Genomic DNA, 26,066 nt, shown 5'->3' with positions numbered 1-26,066 from the left:
CCCCTTCCAGACCCGCACCGACGCAGGCCAGAAGGGGGCCGACGGCATCGGATGGTCAGATGTCCCGGAAGATCTCGATCTGCGCCCCGACCGAGTTCAGCCGCTCCGCGAGGTCCTCGTAACCCCGGTTGATGACGTACACGTTGCGCAGCACCGACGTGCCCTCCGCGGCCATCATGGCCAGCAGGACGACCACGGCGGGGCGCAGGGCCGGCGGGCACATCATCTCGGCCGCGCGCCAGCGGGTGGGGCCCTCGACCAACACCCGGTGGGGATCGAGGAGTTGCAGGCGGCCACCCAGGCGGTTGAGGTCGGTCAGATAGATGGCGCGGTTGTCGTAGACCCAGTCGTGGATCAGGGTCTTGCCCTGCGCGGAGGCCGCGATGGCCGCGAAGAAGGGGACGTTGTCGATGTTCAGGCCGGGGAACGGCATCGGGTGGATCTTGTCGATGGGCGCCTCCAGCTTGGAGGGCCGTACGGTGAGGTCCACCAGGCGGGTGCGGCCGTTGTCCGCGACGTACTCCTCGCCGCGGTCGTGGTCGAGGCCCATCTCCTCCAGCACCGCCAGCTCGATCTCCAGGAACTCGATCGGCACCCGGCGCACCGTCAGCTCCGACTCGGTGACGACCGCGGCGGCCAGCAGGCTCATCGCCTCCACCGGGTCCTCGGAGGGGGAGTAGTCCACGTCGGTGTCGATGACCGGCATGCCGTGCACGGTGAGCGTGGTGGTGCCGATGCCCTCGACCCGGACGCCGAGCGCCTCCAGGAAGAAGCACAGGTCCTGGACCATGTAGTTGGAGGAGGCGTTGCGGATGACGGTCACGCCGTCGTGGCGGGCCGCCGCCAGCAGCGCGTTCTCGGTCACCGTGTCGCCGCGCTCGGTCAGTACGATCGGGCGGCCCGGGCGGACGGAACGGTCCACCACGGCGTGGTACTGGCCCTCGGTGGCGGTGATGTCCAGCCCGAACCGGCGCAGCGCGATCATGTGCGGCTCGATGGTGCGCGTGCCGAGGTCGCAGCCGCCCGCGTACGGCAGCTTGAAGTGGTCCGTGCGGTGCAGCAGCGGTCCGAAGAACATGATGATGGACCGGGTGCGCACGGCGGCCTCGGCGTCGATCGCGTCCATGTCCAGGTCGGCCGGCGGCACGATCTCCAGGTCGGTGCCGTCGTTGATCCAGCGGGTGCGCACGCCGATGGAGTTCAGCACCTCCAGCAGGCGGTACACCTCCTCGATCCTGGCCACCCGACGCAGCACCGTGCGCCCCTGGTTGAGCAGCGAGGCGCACAGCAGGGCCACGCACGCGTTCTTGCTCGTCTTCACGTCGATGGCGCCGGACAGGCGGCGCCCGCCCACCACCCGCAGGTGCATCGGGCCCGCGTAGCCCAGCGATACGATCTCGCTGTCCAGGGCTTCGCCGATGCGGGCAATCATCTCAAGGCTGATGTTCTGGTTGCCGCGCTCGACGCGATTGACGGCGCTCTGACTGGTGCCGAGTGCTTCGGCCAGCTGCGCCTGTGTCCAGCCTCTGTGCTGTCGGGCGTCACGGATGAGCTTGCCGATGCGTGCGAGGTAGTCGTCTGCCATGGGGTTGAGGTTATCTCAGATATGAGATGGCGCCTCTTGAGGGGGTCCATTCGGGTGATGCACCGTCAGTGACGCTTGGCCCTACGGGTTCGACGCCACCCGAAAGGTCCGGGCAAATCCATCGATGTCGTACGACGTCCCGTGCTGCTGTGGGTGTACCGCGGCCCGTGCTTCCCGCCGGTGGTGAACGACCAGGAGCGCTTGTTGATGTTCAGCCGCACTCCCGGAAGGATCCGGAAACTCTTGCGGAACGTCAGCGGCATGCGGTCCTCCTTCCGAAGGCAGTGGTGGCGGTCGCGTGCGCCGCCGGATTCCTTCCGGATACCCCGACTTGGCGTGCTGATGGGTGGGAGTGCCCGGTCGGGCCGGGTCGCGTGCGGCGCGCCCGCCCCCACCCGCGCCCGCGCATGACCATCCCGCCCCCATGTACTAGAGTTATCTCGACATCGAGATATCTGCCAGGAGCACCATAGCCGCCTCCCGAGTAAGGTACGCCTAACTTAGCTTCACCTTACTGGAGTGGCCGAGTCGCCGTGGCGGCAGGATCGTGGTGGTACGCGCACATGAGTGAAGGAGACTGTCGTGTCGGCGAACAGCTTCGACGCCCGCAGCACGCTGCAGGTGGGCGACGAGTCGTACGAGATCTTCCGGCTTGACAAGGTCGAGGGCTCGGCCCGACTGCCTTACAGCCTGAAGGTGCTGCTGGAGAACCTGCTCCGCACCGAGGACGGCGCGAACATCACCGCCGACCACATCCGTGCCCTCGGCACCTGGGACGCCAAGGCCCAGCCGTCGCAGGAGATCCAGTTCACGCCCGCCCGCGTGATCATGCAGGACTTCACCGGCGTGCCCTGCGTCGTGGACCTCGCCACCATGCGCGAGGCCGTCAAGGAGCTCGGCGGCGACCCGGCGAAGATCAACCCGCTGGCCCCGGCCGAGCTGGTCATCGACCACTCCGTCATCGCCGACAAGTTCGGCACCAACGACGCCTTCAAGCAGAACGTCGAGCTGGAGTACGGCCGCAACAAGGAGCGCTACCAGTTCCTGCGCTGGGGCCAGACCGCCTTCGACGAGTTCAAGGTCGTCCCGCCCGGCACCGGCATCGTCCACCAGGTCAACATCGAGTACCTGGCCCGTGTCGTCATGGTCCGCGACGGCAAGGCGTACCCGGACACCCTGGTCGGCACCGACTCGCACACCACCATGGTCAACGGCCTCGGAGTCCTCGGCTGGGGCGTCGGCGGCATCGAGGCCGAGGCCGCCATGCTCGGCCAGCCGGTCTCCATGCTCATCCCGCGGGTCGTCGGCTTCAAGCTCATCGGCGAGCTGCCCACCGGCACCACCGCCACCGACCTGGTGCTGACCATCACCGAGATGCTGCGCAAGCACGGCGTGGTCGGCAAGTTCGTCGAGTTCTACGGCGCGGGCGTCTCCGCCGTGCCGCTGGCCAACCGCGCCACGATCGGCAACATGTCGCCGGAGTTCGGTTCCACCGCGGCGATCTTCCCGATCGACCAGGAGACCATCAACTACCTGAAGCTGACCGGCCGTTCCGAGCAGCAGCTCGCGCTCGTCGAGGCGTACGCCAAGGAGCAGGGCCTGTGGCTCGACCCGGACGCCGAGCCGGACTTCTCCGAGAAGCTCGAGCTGGACCTGTCCACCGTCGTGCCCTCGATCGCCGGCCCCAAGCGCCCGCAGGACCGCATCGTCCTGGCCGACGCCAAGGTGCAGTTCAACCAGGACGTCCGCGCCTACGTCAAGGACGGCGGCGACGTCGACGAGGCCAGCAAGGAGTCCTTCCCGGCCTCCGACGCCCCGGCCATCTCCAACGGCGCCCCGACCCACAAGGTGCCGGTCAAGGCCCCCGACGGGACGGAGTACGAACTCGACCACGGCGCCGTCACCGTGGCCGCGATCACCTCCTGCACCAACACCTCCAACCCGTACGTCATGGTGGCCGCCGCGCTCGTCGCGAAGAAGGCCGTGGAGAAGGGCCTGACCCGCAAGCCGTGGGTCAAGACCACCCTCGCCCCGGGCTCCAAGGTCGTCATGGACTACTACGACCGGGCCGGCCTCACCCCGTACCTCGACAAGCTGGGCTTCAACCTCGTCGGCTACGGCTGCACCACCTGCATCGGCAACTCCGGCCCGCTGCCGGACGAGGTCTCCCAGGCCGTCAACGAGCACGACCTCGCCGTCGTCTCGGTGCTGTCCGGCAACCGCAACTTCGAGGGCCGGATCAACCCCGACGTCAAGATGAACTACCTGGCGTCCCCGCCGCTGGTCGTCGCCTACGCCATCGCCGGCTCGATGAGGATCGACATCACCACCGAGCCGCTGGGCCTCGACAAGGACGGCAAGGCCGTCCACCTGAAGGACATCTGGCCCTCCGAGCAGGAGGTCGAGGAGGTCGTGGCCTCCGCGATCGGCCAGGAGATGTTCGGCGAGAGCTACGCCGACGTCTTCACCGGCGACGCCCAGTGGCAGTCCCTGCCCGTCCCGACCGGCAACACCTTCGAGTGGGACCCGGAGTCCACCTACGTCCGCAAGCCCCCGTACTTCGAGGGCATGGGCATGGAGCCGGAGCCGGTCGAGGACATCGCCGGCGCCCGGGTGCTCGCCAAGCTGGGCGACTCGGTCACCACCGACCACATCTCCCCGGCCGGCGCCATCAAGGCCGACACCCCGGCGGGCAAGTACCTCACCGAGCACGGCGTCGAGCGCCGCGACTTCAACTCCTACGGTTCCCGCCGCGGCAACCACGAGGTGATGATCCGCGGCACGTTCGCCAACATCCGCCTGCGCAACCAGATCGCGCCGGGGACGGAGGGCGGCTACACCCGCGACTTCACGCAGGAGGGCGGCCCGGTCTCCTTCATCTACGACGCCTCGCGCAACTACATCGAGCAGGGCGTCCCGCTGGTCGTCCTGGCCGGCAAGGAGTACGGCTCCGGCTCGTCCCGCGACTGGGCGGCGAAGGGCACCGCGCTGCTCGGCGTCAAGGCCGTCATCGCCGAGTCCTACGAGCGCATCCACCGCTCGAACCTCATCGGCATGGGCGTCCTGCCGCTGCAGTTCCCGGAGGGCCACTCCGCCGAAACCCTCGGCCTGACCGGCGAGGAGACCTTCTCCATCACCGGCGTCACCGAGCTCAACGAGGGCCGCACGCCGAACACGGTGAAGGTCACCACCGACGCTGGTGTCGAGTTCGACGCGGTCGTCCGCATCGACACCCCCGGTGAGGCCGACTACTACCGCAACGGCGGCATCATGCAGTACGTGCTGCGCAGCCTGATCCGCAAGTAACGGTTCGCCTGGGGCAGTTGGGCCGCATCCCCGGCAACGGGGGTGCGGCCCCCGCTCTTCGGTGCCAGGCGTTTACAGCCGCCGCCGTCCACGCTAACTTCATTGCCAAGTGGGGTGGGAGCGCTCCCATCCGGTGGACCGGAACCCGCCGGACGGAAGCCGCTCCCGCCTCGCCCATCCCGGCCGGTGGCCGATCGGTGTCCGAACGGCCCGGAGGGGCGGGTCCTCGGGACCCGCCCCTCCGGCATGCGCGGTGTGTGCGTCAGACCAGCAGCTCCACCTCCGCCAGTGCCGATTCACCGTCCAGGACCAGGCGGTACTTCTGGTACGTGCCCGGCGAGGCGATCGTGAAGGGGCGGGTCTGCCTGTCCCAGGCGAAGGACTCGCCGGAGCGCCGGTCCACCGTCTTCCAGGTCCTGCCGTCGGCGGAGGCCTGAAGGGTCCAGCCGGCCGGGGCCTCGGCGCGGTCGGCGGACGAGGTCAGGGTGTACTGGACCGCCTTGGTGGCCTCGGCCACCGGCAGGTCCACCGTCGTCACGGTCGCGTCCGTCGACGAGGTGTCGTCGAACAGCGGCCCCTCACCCTTCAGCACGTCCGACCGGGGGGCCGGCACCCTGTCGCCGGTCGTGATCGACACGGGCGCCGCGTTCCTGTCCGTTCCCCACGACGACGGCCGCGGGCCCATGTCGAACTGCAGCACGCCGCCCTTGGAGAGGAGGGAGTGGGGGAGGGACGTGGAGTTCCACGCCTTGCCGTTGAACCGCACGCCCTGCACGTAGACGTTCTTCGCGCTGTTCTTCGGCGCCTTGACGACGAGGTCCCGGCCGTTCTCCAGGTGGACCGTCGCCTTGGTGAACAGCGGGGAGCCGATGGCGTACTCCCCGCTGCCCATCACCAACGGGTAGAAGCCGAGCGCGGAGAAGAGGTACCAGGCCGACTGCTCGCCGTTGTCCTCGTCGCCGTGGTAGCCCTGGCCGATCTCGCTGCCGACGTAGAGCCGGGACAGCACCTCACGGACCTTCTCCTGTGCCTTCCACGGCTGTCCTGCCGCGTCGTACATGTAGATCACGTGGTGGGCGACCTGGTTGGAGTGGCCGTACTGGCCCATCCGCACGTCCCGCGCCTCGGTCATCTCGTGGATGACACCGCCGTAGGAGCCGACGAACTCCGGGGAGGCCGTCTCCGGCGTGGCGAAGTAGGTGTCGAGCTTGTCCGCGAGGCCCTTCCGGCCGCCGTACAGGTTCGCCAGGCCCCGGCTGTCCTGCGGTGCGGTGAAGGCGTAGCCCCAGCCGTTGGTCTCCGTGTAGTCGTGGCCCCACACGCGCGGGTCGTACTTCGAGGAGTCGACACGCCGGTCGCCCCTGGCGTCGCGGCCCTGGAAGAAGCCCGCCTCGGAGTCGAAGAGGTTGACGTAGTCCCGGGCCCGGTCGAGGAAGTACTCCGCCTCCTCCTTGTAGCGCTTCTGGCCCGTCTTCCTGTAGAGGGCCTCGCCCATCCTGGCGATGCCGTAGTCGTTGACGTAGCCCTCCATCGCCCAGGACAGGCCCTCGTGCGTGGCCGTGCTGGTGTAGCCGAGGAAGGGGGAGGTGGCCATGCCCTTGCGGCCCACGCCCGAGAACGGAGGCACGACGGTGGCGTTCTTCAGGGCCGCGTCGTACGCCGCCTTCGCGTCCATCGACACGCCCTTGACGTACGCGTCCGCGAACGCCACGTCCGAGGAGGTGCCCGTCATCAGGTCGGCGTAGCCGGGGGAGGACCAGCGGGAGGTCCAGCCGCCGTCCTTGTACTGCTGCACGAAGCCGTCGACCATCTCACCCGCCTGACCCGGTGTCAGGAGGGAGTACGCCGGCCAGGTGGTCCGGTAGGTGTCCCAGAAGCCGTTGTTGACGTACACCTTGCCGTCGACGATCTTCGCGCCGGTGTGCGTCGGGGTGTCCTCGCTGCGCATCGGCGAGAACGGGGAGGCGTACTGGTGCTTCCCGCCCACCTTCTCGAAGCCCGAGTTCGGGTACAGGTACAGCCGGTACAGGCTGGAGTAGAGGGTGGTCAGCCGGTCCGGCGTGGCGCCCTGGACCTCGACCTTGCCGAGCACCTTGTCCCAGGCGCGCTGGGCGCGTGCCCTGACGGTGTCGAAGGAGGTGCCGTCCGGGATCTCCTGGCGCAGGTTGTCCTTGGCCTGGTCGACGCTGATGAGGGAGGTGGCAAGGCGCAGGGTGACGGTGCGGTCCTTGCCCGCGTCGAAGCTCAGGTAGCCCTTGACCCCCTTGGAAGAGCCCTCCTTGACCGGCTTGTCGAACACGCCGTGGACGAAGAGCCGGGTGGCGCCGGTCGACAGCCCGGACTTCACGTCCGAGAAGCCGGTGACGACGCCGTGCTCCTTGTCCAGGGTCAGGCCCGCCTGCTCGGTGACGTTGTCGAACAGGACGCTCGCGTCGTCGCCCGGATAGGTGAAGCGCAGTACGGCCGCGTGGTCGGTCGGCGCCATCTCCGCCTTCAGGCCGTTCTCGAACTCCACCCCGTAGTAGTACGGCCGCGCGGTCTCGTTCTCGTGCCGGAAGGCGAGGGCGCGGGCGGCGCGGCCGGTGTCCGGGGTGCCGGACGCGGCGGACGGCATCACCTGGAAGGTCTGCCGGTCACCCATCCAGGGGCTGGGCTCGTGGCTCGCGCTGAACGCCTGGACGGTGGGCAGGTTGTCGTCGTTGTTCGCGCGCGCGTACTCGTACAGCCAGCTCAGCGAGGACGCGTTGGTCACCGGCGTCCAGAAGTTGAAACCGTGCGGGACGGCGGTCGCGGGGAAGTTGTTGCCGCGCGAGAAGCTGCCGCTGGAGTTGGTGCCGCGGGTGGTCAGGACGTAGTCCGACAGGTGCGCCCTGGGCTTCTCCGGGGCGGCCCGCTCGATGACCACGTCGTCCAGCCAGCCGCGGAACTTCGCCGGGCCGGTGGGGGAGTCGTAGGCGAGGAGGATCCGGTCGATCGTCTTGCCGGCCGCGACCGAGCCGATCCGCGACACGACGTTGTTCCACTGGTTGACGTACAGCGCCTTGGCCGCGCCCTGCCCCTGCGGGCTCAGCGTGAAGCCGTGCTGGTCGGTGGCGCCCAGTCGGCTGAGGTACGTGCCGTCGGTGAAGGCGAGGTCCACGGCGACGTCGGTGGCGTCGTAGTCGCGGTCGCCGTCGGCCATCGACGGGTAGACGCGGTACGACAGCCGGGTGTCGCGGGCGACCTCGACGTCGACGTCGAAGATCCTGTTGTACGAGTACGCCCGGCCCTTGGCCGTATGGCGGCCTGCGTACCTCAGGGCGCGCTTGCCGGTGTAGCCGGCGCCCGATTTCGCCGTCGGGGAGCCGCTCGGGCCGCGGTCGACGAGGGAGAGCATGTCCTGCGGGACGGGACCGTCACCGTCGCCGGCGGAGAACTGCACGTCGGCCAGCTGGAGTATGCCCGAGGCGCCGTTGTTCTTCGTGATGTCGAGCCGGAAGTGCCGGTACTCGGCCGGCTCGGCCAGGTCGTACGTCCTGGTCTGGAACCGTTCGGAGAAGTTCTCGCCCGAGCGGGTGTCGAGGGTCTTCCAGTCCTTGCCGTCGGCGGAGCCCTTCAGGGTCCAGTCCTTCGGGTCGCGCCCGTCGAAGTCGTTGGCCGAGGTGAGGGCGTACCGGGCGATCTTCCGCGGCTTGTCGAAGTCGAACTCCACCCAGCCGGTGGGCTCGAAGGTGAGCCACTTGGTGCCGGACTCGCCGTCGACGAGGTTCTCCTTCACCTCGCCGGCGCCCGCGTTCTCCCCGCTGGCCCGGACGTCGGTGACGTGGTCGTTCACGTTGCCCGGGATGCCGGTGCTGTAGCCGCCGTCCACGCCCGAGGCGCGCTTGCCGCCGTCCCCGGCGGTGTCGACCGTGTTCAGCCAGTCCGGTGCCGGCTCGCCGGTCTCGAACGAGGAGGCGAACTCCCGGCCGGCGGCCGGGGGCTTGCCGGGCAGGGCGACCGCCGCTCCCTGCGAGCCGACCGCCATGACCAAGGCGGTCGTGACGACCGCCGGACCCCATCTGTGCCGTGCTCTGCGCTGCATACGCGACGACCCTCCCTGCGATACCTGCGCTTCGGACAACGTTGTCAGCTCGGTGCGCAGAGACCAGTAGGAAGTCAAGTGGCCAGTGATGTCAAGGGTGTTGTCTGTGGCATTCGGACGCAAAGCCGCGGATATTTCCGTCAAGGAACCCCGCGGGCGGCTCATATTTCCGCGAGGTCTCAACTCGGAAAAGACCGAAGGGGAACCTTGCATTCGATCTTGCTCAGCTGGCGGGAAGTGGACTATACCTGTCGGCGTCCGTGTGGCCGTTCAAAGGATCGTCAAGCGGGCCCGGGAGGAGCCGGAAAGGTGGTTTGACGTGCGAAACGCGCCAGCCTCCTTGTTTTCCCACCGGTCCCGGTAGATGACGCACGAAGTAACTCCTGCACGACCCAGCTTGACCCGACCGCGGTGCCGGGGAGGATCCGGTTCACCGCCTGAGTCCTGGAGAAAGCGAGGACTTGAGCATGGGATCCACTTCCGCCGAGAACCACGGAGGCGTCGGCCGCCGGGATCTGATCAAGCGGTCCGCCGCACTCGGCCTGATCAGCATCCCCACGATGAGTTTTCTGTCCGCGTGCGCCAGCGGTGGCGGTGGCGGCCAGGACAAGGCCAAGACCGGCAAGAAGACCGAGAAGAACCCGCTCGGCGTCAACGACGCCGCGCAGATGGAATTCGTACTGTTCGACGGCGGCTTCGGCAAGGAGTACGCCGAGGACGCGGTGAAGATCTACGAGAAGGACTTCCCCAAGGTCAAGGTGAAGTTCGCCGCCACGCAGAAGATCCAGTCCACGCTCCAGCCACGCTTCAACCAGGGCAACCCGCCGGACCTCATCGACAACTCCGGCGCCGAGCAGATGGACATGGGCGTCCTCGTCGGCAAGAACCAGCTCGCGGACCTCACTCCGCTGCTGGACGCGCCGTCCTACGACGACCCGGGCAAGAAGGTCCGCGACACGCTGCGCCCGGGCATCGTGGAGATGGGCCAGTTCGACGGCAAGCCGGTCTGGATCCTGTACTACGCCTACACGGTGTACGGCGTGTGGTACTCGCAGAAGGCCCTGGACTCGCTCGACGAGAAGTACCCGGAGACCTGGGACGAGATGCTCAAGGTCTGCGAGAAGGCCAAGAAGAAGGGCATGGCCGGCTGGACGTACGCCGGGAAGTACCCGTACTACCTCCCCTTCTCGCTCTACCCGATGATCGGCAAGGTCGGCGGCCGCGAGGTCCTCGACGCCATCGACAACCTCGAGCCCAACGCCTGGAAACACCCGGCGGTCAAGGCCTGCTTCGAGGCCTACTACGAGCTCTACAGGAAGGGCTACGTCCTCAAGGGCACCCCGGGCCTGGACCACATCCAGTCGCAGACCGCCTGGGCCAAGGGCAAGGCGCTGTTCATCCCGAACGGCTCCTGGGTGGAGAACGAGTCCGCCAACGTCATCCCGCAGGACTTCGATCTCGCCGTCTCCGCGCCCACCGGCATCGACAGCTCCGACAAGATGCCGTTCGGCACCATCTGGGCCTCCGGCGGCGAGCCCTTCATCGTCCCGGCCAAGGCGAAGAACGCCGAGGGCGGCATGGAGCAGCTGCGCATCATGCTCAGCGAGGCGTCCTCGAAGAACTTCACCGCCAAGGTGAAGTCGCTCACCGCGTACAACGGCGGCACCAGCGGAATTCCGCTCACCCCCGGACTGAAGTCCGGCGTCGCGGCGCTGGAGAAGGCCGGATCCAACGTGGTGAACCCGCGACTGCAGGACTGGTACGTGCAGCTGCAGAAGGAGAAGATCGGTGTGTCCGGCATCGGCGAGATGATGGCCGGCCGCCTCACTCCGGCCGAGGCCATCAAGAAGATCCAGGGCTTCGCCGACGAAGCCGCGAAGGACACGTCGATCAAGCACTACAAGCACCAGTGAAACACCGGTGAAGCACCGGTGAATCCGTTGTGAGGATCCGTCACCAGCGGCAACACCCGCCCAGAGAACGGGGTCGGCAGCAATGCAGCACGGCAAGTACCGGTTCATCATGGGGTTCCTGGCGGCACCCCTGGGGCTGTACGCGCTTTTGGTGATCTGGCCGTTCATCCAGTCCATCTACTATTCGTTCACGGACTGGACCGGCCTGAGCCCCGACTTCGCGATGGTCGGCTTCGACAACTACCGGAGGATGCTCGACGACGAGATCTTCTGGAAGTCGTTGCAGCACAGCCTGCTGTTCGCTCTGCTGCTGCCGCTGGTGACGATCGGTCTGGCGCTGTTCTTCGCCTTCATGATCAATGTGGGCGGGCGGCGCCGCAGGGGCGGGCCGGTGATCTCCGGTGTCCGCGGCTCCTCGTTCTACAAGATCGTCTACTTCTTCCCGCAGGTGCTGTCCATCGCGATCGTGGCCCTGCTGTTCGCTTTCGCGTACAACCCGGACAGCGGTGCGATCAACTCCGTACTGCGCGGGATCGGGCTCGACAGCGTCCAGCCGGTGTGGCTGGGCGACCCGAACCTCGCCCTGTGGTGCGTGATGGCGGTGCTCGTCTGGTCCACGGTCGGCTTCTTCGTGGTCCTCTTTTCCGCCGGCATGGCCTCCATCCCGGCGGACCTGTACGAGGCCGCGCTCCTTGACGGCGCCAGCCGGTTCACCACCTTCTTCCGAATCACCCTGCCGCTGCTGTGGGACACCGTGCAGTCCGGCTGGGTCTACATGGGCATCCTCGCCCTCGGCGCGGAGTCGTTCGCGGTCGTACAGATCATGACGACCGGACCGGGCGGTCCCGACTACTCGACCACCGTCATGGTCCTGTACGTGTACCAGAAGGCGTTCCGTGACGGTCAGGCCGCCTACGCCACCACGATCGGCGTCGCCCTGCTCATCGTCACGCTGGCCTTCGCGGCGATCGTGATGCGGCTGGGGCGGCGCGAGCGGCTGGAGTTCTGATCATGAAAACGACCGAGACCCCCGCCCCCGTTCCGGCCGAGTCCGGTGTCGGCGTTTCCAAGGTCGGTGTGCCGGCAGCCGGAAAACCGAGTGGGAAGAAGCGGGAAGGCGAGGTCCTCAACGCTTTCTCGCACGGCATTCTGATCATCTGGGCGATCATGGTGGTCATGCCGCTGGTGTGGGCGGTGATGACGTCCTTCAAGGACGACAGCTCCATCTTCGGCTCGCCCTGGTCGCTGCCGGACAAGCTGCACTTCGAGAACTGGGCGCGGGCCTGGAGCGACGCCCACATGAGCGAATACTTCCTCAACACCGTGCTGGTGGTGGGTGGTTCGCTCGTCGGCACGCTGGTGCTCGGCTCGATGGCGGCGTATGTGCTGGCCCGGTTCGAGTTTCCGGGGAACCGGTTCATCTACTACCTGTTCATCGGCGGCATGAGTTTCCCGATCATGCTCGCGCTGGTCCCGTTGTTCTACGTCGTGAACAACATGGGGCTGCTGAACACCATTCACGGTCTGATCCTGGTCTACATCGCCTATTCGCTGCCGTTCACGGTGTTCTTCCTGACCGCGTTCTTCCGGACCCTGCCGACCACGGTGGCCGAAGCCGCCTTCGTGGACGGTGCCTCGCACACCCGGACGTTCTTCCAGATCATGCTGCCGATGGCCAAGCCCGGCCTGATCAGCGTGGGGATCTTCAACTTCCTGGGGCAGTGGAACCAGTACATGCTGCCGACGGTCCTGAACACCGACCCGGACAAGCATGTACTCACCCAGGGCCTCGTCCAGTTGGCCGTCAGCCAGGGCTACAAGGGCGACTGGTCGGGCCTCTTCGCCGGCCTGGTGATGGCCATGCTGCCGGTACTGGCCGCGTACATCGTCTTCCAGCGCCAGGTGGTGCAGGGCCTGACGGCCGGCGCTCTGAAGTAGCACCGGGCGCCCGTCTCCCGCGCCCACGAACCAGGCACCACGGGCTCGGGACCCCCGGCCACGGGCCCGCGCCGTGCTCAAACGCCCCGGGCTCCCGGCGCGGGCCTCGGGGCCGGGCGCTCACGTGTCACGGGTCCATGCGCCCTCGCGCCACGCGTCCGCCGCTCTTGTGCCCTCCGGGGTCTGCGGGGTGCGTGGAGCCGGCCCGGCGGGGGCTGCCGGGGCCCAGGTGCGCGCCCGTGGAGCGCCGCCTCGTCCCCGGTCACGACGTCGTTGCCGCATGGGCGCGGAAGAGGTGGCTCGCCCGGATGTCCTGTGCGGGCACCGCTTCCGGGTGTTCCGGGCTTGGAGGCACGTGTGCACGGTCGGCTCGCGCATGACCGGCTGTTCCCGCCCCGGCGGCGGCCGTGTCGCGCCTTGCTCGCGCCACCCTCCGGGCCTGCGGGAGCGGCTCGCCCAGGGCCGCCCGGTGCCGCTCTACCATGCCTTCGTAAACATGTCCAAGGGGCCGTATAACGGTTCAACCTCTTGACGGGAGGCAACCCGAACAGCTCAGCTTAGAGTTCACTAGTTGGACATAGTCGGGGCCTCGCCGGAGCGGCCCCGCGCTCAGGAGGTCGTCGTGGAGACTCCAGGGTCGCAGTCGTCGCTGCACCGAGCCAACCTGGAGCGGGTCGTACGCGCCGTACGGCTGGCCGGATCGCTCACGCAGGCGGAGATCGCGAGGACCACGGGCCTGTCCGCGGCGACCGTCTCCAACATCGTGCGCGAGCTCAAGGACGGGGGAACGGTCCAGGTCACGCCCACGTCCGCGGGCGGCCGCCGGGCCCGCAGCGTGTCGCTGAGCGGGGACGCCGGCATCGTGATCGGCGTGGACTTCGGGCACACGCACCTGCGGGTCGCGATCGGCAACCTCGCCCACCAGGTACTCGCCGAGGAGTCCGAGCCGCTGGACGTGGACGCCTCCTCGGCGCAGGGCTTCGACCGGGCGGAAGAGCTGGTCAACCGCCTGATCGACGCAACGGGCATCGACCGTGCCAAGATCGCCGGCGTGGGCGTCGGCGTACCCGGCCCGATCGACGTCGAGTCCGGCACCCTGGGCTCCACGGCGATCCTGCCGGGCTGGACGGGCGTCAAGCCCGCCGAGGAGCTGCGGGGGCGCCTCGGCGTGCCGGTGCACGTGGACAACGACGCCAACCTCGGCGCCCTGGGCGAGCTGGTCTGGGGCAGCGGCCGGGGCGTGCGCGACCTGGCGTACATCAAGATCGCCAGCGGCGTGGGCGCCGGCCTGGTGATCAACGGCAGGATCTACCGCGGCCCCGGCGGCACCGCAGGCGAGATCGGGCACATCACGCTCGACGAGTCCGGCCCGGTCTGCCGCTGCGGAAACCGGGGCTGCCTGGAGACCTTCGCCGCAGCCCGGTACGTGCTCCCGCTGCTCCAGCCCAGCCACGGCACCGACTTGACCCTGGAAGGCGTCGTACGGCTGGCGCGGGAGGGCGACCCCGGCTGCCGGCGGGTGATCGCCGACGTGGGCCGTCACGTCGGCAGCGGAGTCGCCAACCTCTGCAACCTGCTCAACCCGAGCCGGGTGATCCTCGGTGGCGATCTCGCGGAGGCCGGTGAGCTGGTCCTGGGACCCATCAGGGAGTCCGTCACCCGCTACGCCATCCCCAGTGCCGCCCGTCGGCTCTCCGTGCTTCCAGGGACCCTTGGGGGCCGCGCGGAGGTCCTCGGGGCGCTCGCCCTGGCGCTCAGCGAGATGGGCGATTCGACCCTGTTGGACGGGACTCTGCACCTGGCGGCGCCTGCCTTCACTTAGAGAACGGATGGCACCGTTGCCATCTCGTTAAGTATTAACTTCTTGACGCCGTACGTGTGGGCCGAGTTGACTTCCTGCCACCTCGGCCGCAACGACGCGGCCTCGTCAGGGAGGTTTGAAGAAGTGAACACGCGTATGCGTCGCGCGGCCGTCGCCGTTGCTGTTGGTGCCATGGCCGTCTCGCTCGCCGCCTGTGGCAGCGCCAAGGAGTCCGGCGGCGGCTCCTCGAAGCCGTCGGGCAGCGAGAAGAAGGGCGACGACATCACGGTCGGCCTGCTCCTGCCGGAGAACCAGACCGCCCGTTACGAGAAGTTCGACAAGCCGATCATCGAGAAGAAGATCGCGGAGCTGACGAACAACAAGGGCAAGGTCGAGTACCTCAACGCCAAGCAGGACGCGACCCTCCAGTCGCAGCAGATCGACACGATGATCACCAAGAAGGTCGACGTGCTGATCCTGGACGCGGTCGACTACAAGGCCGTCGCCTCGGGCGTGAAGAGGGCCAAGGACGCCGGCATCCCGGTCGTCGCCTACGACCGTCTTGCCGAGGGCCCGATCGCCGCCTACACCTCGTTCGACAACGAGGAGGTCGGCAAGACGCAGGGTGAGGCCCTGCTGAAGGCCCTGGGCGGCAAGGCCAAGTCCGGCAAGATCGTCATGATGAACGGCTCCGTGACCGACCCGAACGCCGCGCAGTTCAAGAAGGGCGCCCACGACGTCCTCGACGGCAAGGTGAACATCGGCAAGGAGTACGACACCAAGGAGTGGAAGCCGGAGAACGCCAACGCCAACATGGAGGGCGCCATCTCCGCCCTCGGCAAGGACAAGATCGTCGGCGTCTACTCCGCCAACGACGGCATGGCGGGCGGCATCATCACCGCGCTCAAGGGCGCGGGCCTCAAGACGCTTCCCCCGGTCACCGGCCAGGACGCGGAACTCGCGGGCGTGCAGCGCATCGTGGCCGGCGAGCAGTACATGAGCGTCTTCAAGTCGTACCCGCAGGAGGCCGAGACCGTCGCCAAGATGGCCGTCTCGATCGCCAAGACCGGCAAGGTCGACAGCTCCCTGAAGACGAGCACCGTCGACAGCGGTACCGACAAGGGCATCCCGGCGGTCATCGTCCCCGTCGTCTCGCTGACGAAGGACAACATCAAGGACACGGTCATCGACCAGGGTTACTACACGCTCGGCGAGATCTGCACGGCCAAGTACAAGGCCGCCTGCGACAAGATCGGCCTGAAGTAACACTTCCGGGGCCGCCCGAGCGGCGGCCCAACTGACCTGCACGGGACACCGCGCCCACCGATCGCGCGCACCCGTGTCAGCACGTCCGGCGCCCTGCCGCCGACAGCCCCGCAGCACAACGGCGGGGCGCCGGACGGAACACGCCCCCCTCACTCTTCTTGTTCAACCTCCCGCCGGGTCAGGCTCAGGCGGCGAAGGAGATGGTTCACGTGTCCGCTACGCCCGTGCTGGCGTTGCGCGGGGTCTCCAAGCGATTCGGTGCTGTCCAGGCGCTCACCGACGTAGAGCTTGAGGTCCACGCCGGAGAGGTGGTCGCCCTCGTCGGCGACAACGGCGCCGGAAAGTCCACCCTTGTCAAGACGATCGCCGGCGTGCACCCCATCGATGACGGTGTCATCGAGTGGGAGGGCAAGCCCGTCACGGTCAACAGGCCGCACGACTCCCAGGACCTGGGCATCGCGACGGTCTACCAGGACCTCGCCCTGTGCGACAACATCGATGTCGTCGGCAACCTGTTCCTCGGCCGTGAGATCAAGCGCCGCGGTGTCCTGGACGAGGTCGAGATGGAGCGCCGCTCGCGCGAGCTGCTGGAGCAGCTCTCGATCCGCATCCCGAGCGTCCGCATCCCGATCGCCTCGCTCTCCGGCGGCCAGCGCCAGGTCGTGGCCATCGCCCGCTCCATGCTCGGCGAGCCCAAGCTGGTCATCCTCGACGAGCCGACGGCCGCCCTCGGTGTCGAGCAGACGGCCCAGGTCCTCGACCTCGTCGAGCGGCTGCGTGAGCGCGGCCTCGCGGTCATCCTCATCAGCCACAACATGGCGGATGTGAAGGCCGTCGCCGACAAGGTCGCCGTCCTCCGGCTCGGCCGCAACAACGGCGTGTTCGAGGTCAAGACCACCTCGCAGGAAGAGATCATCTCCGCCATCACCGGTGCCACGGACAACGCCGTGACCCGTCGTGCGGCGCGCACCAACGCGGAGGCCCAGAAGTGAGCATCGACAAGTCCCAGGCCGCCCCCGTCGACGCGCCCGCCGCCGCGGTCGGCGCCGCCCCCGCCGTCGACCCCCGCCTTCTCATGCGCGAGCAGGGATTCGCCGGCTACCTCGGCGAGTTCAAGCGCAAGGTGCGCGCCGGTGACCTCGGCGCCATTCCGGTCGTCATCGGCCTCATCGTCATCTGCGCGATCTTCCAGAGCCTCGACTCGGCCTTCCTGGGCGCGGAGAACCTCAACAACATCTTCGTCGCCATGGTGGCCACCGGCATGATGTCGGTCGGCATCATCTTCGTGCTGCTGCTCGGCGAGATCGACCTGTCGGTCGGCTCCGTCTCCGGTGTCTCCTCGGCGATCATGGCCGTGATGAGCGTCACCCACGGCGTGAACGAGTGGCTCGCCGTCGTCACCGCCCTCGCGGCCGGCGCGGTCATCGGCGCCCTGCACGGCTTCTTCTTCGCCCGGATCGGTGCGCCCGCGTTCGCAGTGACCCTGGCCGGCCTGCTGTTCTGGAACGGCTTCATGCTCCAGGTCCTGGGTGCCAACGGCACGATCAACATCGACGGCGACGGCGTGGTCGGCAAGCTCACCACGTACTACTTCTCGGACGTGGCCGTCGCCTACCTCCTGGCTGTCGTCGCGGTCGCCGGATACTTCCTGTCGGCCTTCTTCGGCAACCGCCGCCGCGAGGCCGCGGGCATCCCGTCCCGCCCGCTGAGCGACATCGTGCTGCGCACCGTGCTGCTCGCGATCGCCGCGTTCGCCGTCGCGATCATGTTCAACCAGTACAAGGGCCTGCCGCTCGCGGTGCTGTTCTTCGCGATCGTCCTGGTCGGCAGCGACTTCGTGCTGCGCCGCACCACATACGGCCGCAAGGTCTTCGCGCTCGGCGGCAGCGTCGAGGCCTCCCGCCGTGCCGGTATCAACGTCACCGCGGTCCGTGTCTCGGTCTTCGCCATCGCGGGCTTCTTCGCCTCGATCGGCGGTCTCTTCTGGGCCTCCAAGATCGCGGCCGCCAACCAGAGCGCCGGCTCCGGCGACCTGCTGATGAACGTCATCGCCGCGGCCGTCATCGGCGGCACCAGCCTCTTCGGTGGCCGGGGCCGCACCTGGAACGCGCTGCTCGGTGTACTCGTGATCACGTCGATCCAGTACGGCCTCGCCCTGCAGGGCATCGCCACCCCGATCCAGTACATGATCACCGGTGGTGTGCTCCTCGCCACGGTCGTCATCGACTCGATCACCCGCAAGACCCAGAAGTCGGCCGGACGCGCCTGAGCGCTGCCCGCACCACGACCGTGCCCGGCACCGACGACGGTGCCGGGCACGGTCGTGCCTGAACAGGGTTTCCGCGGGGCACGGCCGTTCGCGTGAGCCATCACCCACCGCCCGGACACCGGGCGGTCAGGCGGAACATTAGACTCGACCCGCCCGGTAACAGCTCGATCAGCTCTACTGCAAGGAGGCACGGGTGCCGCTGCTGACCCGCATCAGGGGACCGCGCGATCTGGACCGGCTCAGCCTGGAGGAGCTGGACCGGCTGGCGCAGGAGATCCGGACCTTCCTCGTCACCGAGGTCTCCAAGACCGGCGGCCACCTCGGCCCCAACCTCGGTGTGGTGGAGCTGACCATCGCCCTGCACCGCGTCTTCGAATCGCCGAAGGACAAGGTGCTGTGGGACACCGGCCACCAGTCCTACGTGCACAAGCTGCTCACCGGCCGTCAGGACTTCTCCAGACTGAAGATGAAGGGCGGCCTGTCCGGCTACCCCTCGCAGGCCGAGTCCGAGCACGACGTCATCGAGAACAGCCACGCCTCCACCGTGCTGGGCTGGGCCGACGGCATCGCCAAGGCCAACCAGCTGCTGAAGCGGGACAGCCACGTCGTCGCGGTCATCGGCGACGGCGCGCTGACCGGCGGCATGGCCTGGGAGGCGCTGAACAACATCGCCGACGCCAAGGACCGCCCCCTCGTCATCGTCGTCAACGACAACGAGCGCTCCTACGCCCCGACCATCGGCGGCCTCGCCAACCACCTCGCCACCCTGCGCACCACCGACGGCTACGAGCGCTTCCTCGCCCGCACCCGCGAGGTCCTCGAGCGCACCCCGGTCGTCGGCAGGCCGCTGTACGAGACGCTGCACGGGGCCAAGAAGGGCCTGAAGGACTTCATCGCCCCCCAGGGCATGTTCGAGGACCTGGGCCTGAAGTACGTCGGACCCATCGACGGCCACGACATCGAGGCCCTGGAGTCCGCGCTGGCCCGCGCCAAGCGGTTCGGCGGCCCGGTCATCGTGCACTGCCTCACCGAGAAGGGCCGCGGCTACCAGCCCGCCCTGCAGGACGAGGCCGACCGCTTCCACGCCGTCGGCAAGATCCACCCCGACACCGGCCTGCCGATCGCCACCTCCGGCGCCGACTGGACCAGTGTCTTCGGCGACGAGATGGTCAAGCTCGGCAAGGAACGCAAGGACATCGTCGCCATCACCGCGGCCATGCTCCAGCCGGTCGGCCTGGACAAGTTCGCCAAGGCCTTCCCCGACCGGGTCTACGACGTCGGCATCGCCGAGCAGCACGGCGCCGTCTCCGCGGCCGGCCTCGCCCACGCCGGCGTGCACCCCGTCTTCGCCGTCTACGCCACCTTCCTCAACCGCGCCTTCGACCAGGTCCTGATGGACGTGGCCCTGCACAAGTGCGGCGTCACCTTCGTCCTGGACCGGGCCGGTGTCACCGGCACCGACGGCGCCTCCCACAACGGCATGTGGGACATGTCGATCCTCCAGGTCGTCCCCGGCCTGCGCCTGGCCGCCCCGCGCGACGCCGACCAGGTCCGCGCCCAGCTGCGCGAGGCCGTCGAGGTGGACGACGCCCCGACCGTGGTCCGCTTCTCCAAGGGCGCCGTCGGCCCCGCCGTACCCGCCGTGGGCCGCGTCGGCGGCATGGACGTACTGCGCGAACCCGGCACCGACACCCCGGACGTCCTGCTCGTCTCCGTCGGCGCCCTCGCCCCGATGTGCCTGGAGACGGCCGCGCTCCTCGACAAGCAGGGCATCTCCACCACCGTCGTCGACCCGCGCTGGGTCAAGCCGGTCGACGGGGCCATGGCCCCGCTCGCCGAGCGGCACCGCGTGGTCGTCACCGTCGAGGACAACTCCCGCGTCGGCGGTGTCGGCTCGGCCGTCGCCCAGGCCCTGCGGGACGCGGGCGTCGACGTACCGCTGCGCGACTTCGGCATCCCACCGCGCTTCCTGGACCACGCCTCCCGCGCCGAGGTGCTCGCGGAGATCGGCCTGACCGCTCCGGACATCGCCCGCCAGGTCACGGGTCTGGTCTCCAGGCTGGACGGCCTCCCCCACTCCCGGCTCCGCTCGAACGGGAGGGCCCCCGCCGAACGCCCGGCCGCCGAGGTCGACTCGGTGCAGTCCGCGCGCGACTGAACCACCCGGCCCGGCGCCCCGGATCCATCGGGCCGGTTCCGCGACCTCCCACAGGTGGCGGAACCGGCCCCGCTGCGTGAACCTGCCAGTGCCGGGGCATACGCATCCCCAGCCCCTCGACCATGTCGAGGACGACAAACAGGGGAGGTAGGCCGTGAGCAGCACGCTCCTCAGGACGAAGAACGTGGAGCAGTCGATCCAGGACACCGAGGCACCGGAGCACGCGCTCCGAAAATCCCTCTCCGCCCTCGATCTGACCGTCTTCGGCATCGGTGTCATCATCGGCACCGGAATCTTCGTCCTCACCGGCGCGGCCGCGAAGAACCACGCCGGCCCCGCCGTGTCCCTGTCCTTCGTCGTGGCCGGGGTGGTCTGCGCGCTCGCCGCGCTCTGCTACGCCGAGTTCGCCTCCACGGTTCCGGTGGCCGGGTCCGCCTACACCTTCTCCTACGCCTCGCTCGGCGAACTGCCCGCCTGGATCATCGGCTGGGACCTGGTGCTGGAACTCGCGCTCGGCACGGCGGTGGTCTCCGTCGGCTGGTCCGGCTACATCCACTCGCTGCTCGACAACGCGGGCTGGCACCTGCCCGCCTACCTCGGGGGAAGGGACAACGCGACCGGCTTCGGCTTCGACATTCTCGCCGCCCTCCTCGTGCTGGTCCTCACCGCCGTCCTCGTCCTCGGCATGAAGCTCTCCGCGCGGGTCACCTCGGTCATCGTCGCCATCAAGGTGGCCGTCGTGCTCGTCGTGATCATCGCGGGCGCGTTCTTCATCAAGGCCGGCAACTACGACCCGTTCATCCCGAAGGCCCAGCCGGTGACGGCGGGCGGCACGCTCAAGGCGCCCCTCATCGAGCTGATGATCGGCTGGGCGCCGTCCAACTTCGGCGTGATGGGCATCTTCACCGCCGCGTCCGTCGTCTTCTTCGCCTTCATCGGCTTCGACGTCGTGGCCACCGCCGCGGAGGAGACCCGCAACCCGCAGCGCGACGTGCCGCGCGGCATCCTCGGCTCGCTGATCATCTGCACCGCGCTGTACGTCGGTGTGTCGATCGTCGTCACCGGTATGCAGAAGTACAGCGCGCTGTCCGTGGACGCGCCGCTCGCCGACGCCTTCAAGTCCACCGGGCACCCGTGGTACGCGGGCCTGATCAGCTTCGGTGCCGCGATCGGCCTGACCACGGTGTGCATGATCCTGCTGCTCGGCCAGGCCCGGGTGTTCTTCGCGATGAGCCGGGACGGGCTGCTGCCCCGGTTCTTCTCGCACACCCACCCGCGCTTCCGCACCCCGTACCGGCCGACCATCCTGCTCGGCGTGATCATCGCCGTCGTCGCGGGCTTCACCAGCCTGAGCGTCCTGGCCGAGCTGGTGAACATCGGCACGCTGTTCGCCTTCGTCGTCGTCGCGATCAGCGTGATCATCCTCCGCAGGACCCGCCCCGACCTGCCCCGCTCCTTCCGGACCCCGCTGGTCCCGTACCTTCCGGTCCTCTCGGTGCTCGCCTCCCTGTGGCTGATGGTGAACCTGCCCGCCGAGACCTGGATCCGCTTCGGCATCTGGATGGTGATCGGCTTCGTGGTCTACTTCTTCTACGGCCGCACGCACAGCAGGCTCGCCCAGGACAAGGCCCAGCCCCAGCCCCAGCCCCAGGGCCAGGGCCAGGGCTAGGGCCAGGGCTAGGGCCAGGGCCCGTGGTGGTCGAGGGGCACCCCTTGGGGTGGCCGGCGTTCGCCCGGCCGGTAATGTGCGAGGGAGGTACGGGGACGGACGGGCCACCCCGGCGGCAGTGGGCCGGGGAGGGTGCACGTGACGGCGACCTTGATCACCGAGGTGGCGCTGATCATCGCGCTGGCGTCGTTCGCGCAGGCGTTGAGCGGCTTCGGGTTCGCGCTGGTGGCCGTGCCGCTGCTGGCCCTGCTGACCAGCCCCCAGAACGCCATCGTCGTGGTCACCTCGCTGGGCCTGGTGCTCTCGCTGACGGTCTGCGTCCACCAGAGGGACCACGTCAACGTGCGCACCGCGAGCCTGGTGAGCGGAGCGGGCCTCGTGGGCATGCCGCTCGGGCTGCTCGCGGTGACGGCGCTCAGCGCGGGTGCGCTGTCCGTCCTCATTGCCTGTGCCGTGCTGGTGTTCGCCGTCCTGATCGGCCGTGGCATGACCTTCCGGCGCGGGACGGGTCCCACGGCCGCCGCGGGGTTCGCCAGCGGGGCGCTGCTGACCTCGACCGGGATGAACGGGCCGCCGCTGGTCGCCGCCTTCCAGGCCATGGGGCTGGCGCCCCGTGAGTTCCGGGCGACGCTCCAGGCCACGTTCTGCGTACAGAACGTCCTGGCCCTCGCGGGATTCTTCGCCGTCGGCCGGCTGACCGCGGACAGTCTGCTGCTGGCCGGCGCGGGGCTCCCCGGCCTGCTGGTGGGCTGGTGGTGCGGGGACCGCGTCTTCGCCCGTACGGATTCGGCGCGCTTCAAGAAGATTGTCCTGGGGGTGCTGGTCGCCAGTGCCTGTGTGTCGCTGTACCAGGCCGCGCTGAGCTGACGCGCGAGGCCGGCTGCGAGCCCGGCACACCGCCGACCGCCCCGCCGACCGCCCCGGCGACCGGACCCAGGCCGGGCCCCGGGGCGGGCCTCGGGCCGTGCCCTGGGCTGTCCGCGGGTCGTGCCCTGGGCTGTCCTCGGGTCGGACTTCGGGCCTGGGCTCTGGGCTGTCGTTGGGTGGGGCCTTGGGCCGAGCTCTGGGTTGTCGTCGGGTGGGGCCTCGGGCCGGGCTCTGGGCTCTTCCTCGGGCTGTTCCCGGACCGGGTCCTGGGCCGGCTCGGGCGGGACCCGGACCCGACCCGGGCTTCTCCCGGTCCGGAGTCCGGCCCGGGATCACCGCCCCTGGCCGGAGGCGCCCTGGCCGCCGGAACCGGGACGGGAGCCGGGACCAGACCCCTGGCCGGGGCCGTACACCACGCGTGGTCCCACCGTGCCGGCGCCCGCCTCGGTGACCCGGCGGCGCAGTTCGCGGTCGGCGGTGACGACCACCCGGACCCGGTCCACCGCGGCGGTGGCCAGCCGGACGATGTGGTCGTCGCCGCTGCCGGGGGCCTCCTCGACCCGTACACCGGGCACGGACGGCACGCCCCGCGCGGCCCCTTCCAGGACCAGTACGATCTCCAGTGGGCCCGTCACGCCAGGGACGCCACCGGCCACGTACCCGGCGAGCCGGTCGCGCAGGCGCTCGGCGGCGCCTCGCCGGTCGCGCCACCAGCCGTCGGGGACGGAGCCGACGACATTGGCCCCGTCGACGATCAGCAAGGTGGGGGCAGGGCCCGGGTCGTGTTCCGGGGTGGGCGGCGGGGCCGGCATCCGGGGGGTCCTTCCGGTCGGGATCAGGCGCGGGCCCAGTCCGTGGTGAGCCGGCCCACCGCCTCCACGACGCGGGCCGTGAGCTGCTCGTCGGTACGCGGCCCGATACCGAACTCCACGTGCAGGAAAGGTACGTGCTGTGCCGCGGCTTTGCGGCCCTGCACATTCGTTCGACCCTCCAGCGGACAGTTGCGGACCCAGGCCCGGCACACCGAGAACCCTTGGTCGCGCAGCGCGTTGGCGAGGGTGCGGCCCTCCGCGAGCGCGATCCGGCCCCGGCCGGTGGAAGCGATCACGTCGTAGTCCGGGGCGGAATCGGCGGCGAAGCCATGGATCTGAAGGCCCGGGAAGCCACGTTCCGCCAGCCGGGCGCAGACGGCGTCGAAGACCGAGTCCCTGCGGTGCGCCATATCGGCCGAGTCCCCGCGCCCCGCATTGCGATGTGCGCCTGCGATGATCATCACGCCGCCGTGCGAACTCAGGAGAACGTGTGCGCCGAGTCGTTCCGTCGCCTGGTCGGCGATCGGGTGCGGTACCTGGACCGACCAGCGGGCGGGGCTGTCGAGCGGGAGGTAGACGCGTCCCCAGCCGCGCGGTGCGCTACCGTCCTCGCTGCGGTCGAAGACCTCGGCGAACCGACGCCCGGTGCCCCGGTCGACCAGCGTGCGGATCTCGAAGTCCACAGTCGCGAGCCGCTGTTGTGCCTGCTGGTGACGGCCGTCGAGAAACAGCAGCACGCCCTGCGCCACGGTGTCACGGTCCACGCGGGTCGGCGGCTGGTAGGACCTGCGGTCGCGGAAGCCTGCCGTGAAGGCGTCCACCCGGGCCACCAGGTCCACGGCGTCGTCGGTCTCGTACCCCGGACCCTTCCGCTGCGGCGAGGTCGGGTCGGAGCGGCCCGCCAGGGCGACCCAACCGATCAGAATGGCCGCGAGCACCAGGAAGGTTGTTGCAATCGTTACCGTCTTGGTCCGGTTCGCCGTCATGATTGTATAAAGATATACGAGTGACGAGACGCCCCTACCGCCGATTCCGTCGACCGCTGACGGCTCGCCTGGCTCTGTGCGCCCTGCTCGCCGGAGCCGCCGCCTGCGGCCCGTTCGGCTCGGACGACCCGAATGACCCGGGCACGAAGGCCGCTTCGGGCGGTGGTCCCGCCTTCACCGTCGCCGCGGCGGGCGACATCCTCATCCACCCCCAGCTCACCGAGCAGGGCCGCAAGGACGCGGAGGTGACCGGCAAGGGGGAGAAGGGCCTCGACTTCGATCTGCTGATGGCCGGGGTCAAGCCGGTGATCAGCAAGGCGGACCTGGCCATCTGCCACTTCGAGCCGGTCGCCGGCAAGCCCGAGGGGCCGTTCGAGAGCTACCCGGCCTTCCGGGTGCCCCCGCAGATCGCCACCACGATCAAGAACATCGGCTACGACGCCTGCTCGACCGCCTCGAACCACACCCTCGACCACGGGGTGGAGGGCGTCTTCAACACGCTGAACGTGCTGGACAAGGCGGGCGTGAAGCACACCGGCTCGGCCCGCAGCGCGGCGGAGGCGGCCAAGCCGCTGATCATGGACGTGAAGGGGGCCAAGGTCGCCCACCTCGCCTACACGGTCGGGTTCAACGGCAACGAGCGGCCGAAGGGCAAGGAGTGGCTGGCGAACCTGTCCGACATCAAGGCCATCTCCGCGGCCGAGAAGCGGGCTCGTGCCGCGGGCGCCGACGTGGTGATTCTCAGCATCCACTGGGGCCGTGAGAACTGGTCGACGCCCAGTGGCTCGCAGCTCTACCTGGGGCGCAGGCTCGCCAAGGAGACCGGGATCGACCTGATCATCGGCCATCACCCCCATGTCGTACAGCCGATGGAGAAGGTCAACGGCACCTGGATCGCCTACAGCCTCGGCAACCAGGTCGCCCGGCACGATGTGCCGAACGGGCTGACCGAGGAGGGCGCCATCGGCTGGTTCGAGTTCAGCAAGCGCGGAGACTCCTGGGACGTCCAGGCCCGCTACGTACCCACGTTCGTCGACATTCCGCCGGACCCGGACGAATCGGGCAAGCTGCCCAAGGGTGCGGTGACGGACCATCGCCTGGTCGACATCGCGGCCGCTCTGCGCGAGAACAAGGCGCTCACCGATCAGCAGCGCTCCCGTTACCGGCTCGCCTTCCAGCGCACCGAGGGCACGATGCTCAACCGCGGCGCCGCCGGCGACGGGCTGCGACCGCTGGAACCCCTGTCCGAGTAGCGCGGGCTACCCGCGAGTTCACACTTCCCGTGAGTTCCGTAATGTCGCAACAGCAGAGTGTGTCGCGTACATCACGCAAGCATCTTTGCTCAACACGTACAACCTTTTTACTGGGATGGTAGGTCACACATTCGCGGATCGTGTGATGGTCCGCCGACCATCCGTACGGGCGCTCGCGTG

At 68.9% G+C, this 26,066-nt stretch carries 17 protein-coding genes; 12 read left to right on the top strand and 5 right to left on the bottom strand.

What is annotated here, in order from left to right:
* Positions 1-55 precede the first annotated feature (55 nt).
* Both ACX25U_RS08400 and ACX25U_RS08395 read right to left on the bottom strand, forming a co-directional pair.
* Positions 56-1,585 (bottom strand): UDP-N-acetylglucosamine 1-carboxyvinyltransferase, encoded by a 1,530-nt coding sequence (locus tag ACX25U_RS08400; protein WP_454390148.1) that lies wholly within the window; start codon positions 1,583-1,585, stop codon positions 56-58.
* Between the two features lie 65 nt (positions 1,586-1,650).
* Positions 1,651-1,848, bottom strand: coding sequence for a DUF4236 domain-containing protein (locus ACX25U_RS08395; protein WP_073947165.1), 198 nt, complete (start codon positions 1,846-1,848; stop codon positions 1,651-1,653).
* A 319-nt stretch (positions 1,849-2,167) separates the two neighbouring features.
* Between ACX25U_RS08395 and acnA the strand changes: the two genes are divergently transcribed.
* The gene (gene acnA / locus ACX25U_RS08390; protein ID WP_454390146.1) at positions 2,168-4,891 is read left to right on the top strand and encodes an aconitate hydratase AcnA; all 2,724 of its coding nucleotides are present in this window, start codon (positions 2,168-2,170) and stop codon (positions 4,889-4,891) included.
* A gap of 262 nt (positions 4,892-5,153) precedes the next feature.
* Here acnA and ACX25U_RS08385 read toward each other — a convergent pair whose 3' ends face one another.
* Positions 5,154-8,897 (bottom strand): GH92 family glycosyl hydrolase, encoded by a 3,744-nt coding sequence (locus ACX25U_RS08385; RefSeq protein ID WP_454394159.1) that lies wholly within the window; start codon positions 8,895-8,897, stop codon positions 5,154-5,156.
* Positions 8,898-9,421: 524 nt separating this feature from the next.
* Here ACX25U_RS08385 and ngcE point away from each other — a divergent pair.
* From ngcE to ACX25U_RS08335, 10 genes are all read left to right on the top strand, one after another.
* Positions 9,422-10,867, top strand: coding sequence for an N-acetylglucosamine/diacetylchitobiose ABC transporter substrate-binding protein (gene ngcE / locus ACX25U_RS08380; protein WP_454390144.1), 1,446 nt, complete (start codon positions 9,422-9,424; stop codon positions 10,865-10,867).
* 82 nt (positions 10,868-10,949) lie between these two features.
* Complete coding sequence (locus tag ACX25U_RS08375) at positions 10,950-11,876, top strand: carbohydrate ABC transporter permease (RefSeq protein WP_454390142.1); 927 nt, start codon at positions 10,950-10,952, stop codon at positions 11,874-11,876.
* Between the two features lie 2 nt (positions 11,877-11,878).
* On the top strand, positions 11,879-12,805 hold the full coding sequence (locus ACX25U_RS08370) for a carbohydrate ABC transporter permease (protein WP_454390140.1): 927 nt from the start codon (positions 11,879-11,881) through the stop codon (positions 12,803-12,805).
* Positions 12,806-13,427: 622 nt separating this feature from the next.
* Positions 13,428-14,627 carry an ROK family transcriptional regulator gene (locus ACX25U_RS08365; protein WP_454390138.1) on the top strand — a complete coding sequence of 400 codons (1,200 nt, stop codon included), beginning with the start codon at positions 13,428-13,430 and terminating at the stop codon, positions 14,625-14,627.
* A 123-nt stretch (positions 14,628-14,750) separates the two neighbouring features.
* Entirely contained in the window at positions 14,751-15,872 is a 1,122-nt protein-coding gene (locus ACX25U_RS08360; protein ID WP_454390136.1) for a sugar ABC transporter substrate-binding protein, read from the top strand.
* A 200-nt stretch (positions 15,873-16,072) separates the two neighbouring features.
* Positions 16,073-16,864 (top strand): ATP-binding cassette domain-containing protein, encoded by a 792-nt coding sequence (locus ACX25U_RS08355; RefSeq protein WP_454390134.1) that lies wholly within the window; start codon positions 16,073-16,075, stop codon positions 16,862-16,864.
* Entirely contained in the window at positions 16,861-18,141 is a 1,281-nt protein-coding gene (locus ACX25U_RS08350; RefSeq protein WP_454390132.1) for a sugar ABC transporter permease, read from the top strand. The genes ACX25U_RS08355 and ACX25U_RS08350 overlap by 4 nt, the downstream gene beginning before the upstream one ends.
* 193 nt (positions 18,142-18,334) lie before the next feature.
* Positions 18,335-20,299, top strand: coding sequence for a 1-deoxy-D-xylulose-5-phosphate synthase (gene dxs, locus ACX25U_RS08345; RefSeq protein WP_454390130.1), 1,965 nt, complete (start codon positions 18,335-18,337; stop codon positions 20,297-20,299).
* Between the two features lie 154 nt (positions 20,300-20,453).
* The gene (locus ACX25U_RS08340; RefSeq protein ID WP_454390128.1) at positions 20,454-21,968 is read left to right on the top strand and encodes an amino acid permease; all 1,515 of its coding nucleotides are present in this window, start codon (positions 20,454-20,456) and stop codon (positions 21,966-21,968) included.
* 138 nt (positions 21,969-22,106) lie between these two features.
* Positions 22,107-22,835 (top strand): TSUP family transporter, encoded by a 729-nt coding sequence (locus ACX25U_RS08335; protein WP_454390126.1) that lies wholly within the window; start codon positions 22,107-22,109, stop codon positions 22,833-22,835.
* Positions 22,836-23,167: 332 nt separating this feature from the next.
* On the opposite strand, the gene ACX25U_RS08330 is transcribed toward ACX25U_RS08335, so the two are convergent.
* Together ACX25U_RS08330 and ACX25U_RS08325 are read right to left on the bottom strand one after the other, a co-directional pair.
* A complete protein-coding gene (locus ACX25U_RS08330; protein WP_454390124.1) occupies positions 23,168-23,647 on the bottom strand; it encodes an NTP pyrophosphohydrolase in 480 nt (159 codons plus the stop codon).
* Between the two features lie 23 nt (positions 23,648-23,670).
* Positions 23,671-24,633: a hypothetical protein gene (locus ACX25U_RS08325; RefSeq protein WP_454390122.1), complete on the bottom strand. Its 963-nt coding sequence runs from the start codon at positions 24,631-24,633 to the stop codon at positions 23,671-23,673.
* A gap of 20 nt (positions 24,634-24,653) precedes the next feature.
* Between ACX25U_RS08325 and ACX25U_RS08320 the strand changes: the two genes are divergently transcribed.
* Positions 24,654-25,886: a CapA family protein gene (locus tag ACX25U_RS08320; RefSeq protein WP_454390120.1), complete on the top strand. Its 1,233-nt coding sequence runs from the start codon at positions 24,654-24,656 to the stop codon at positions 25,884-25,886.
* Positions 25,887-26,066 lie beyond the last annotated feature (180 nt).

The organism is Streptomyces sp. JNUCC 63 (assembly GCF_054366325.1).
Note: the sequence above shows the minus strand (reverse complement) of the source record. Positions and strands in the feature narration are given on the sequence as shown.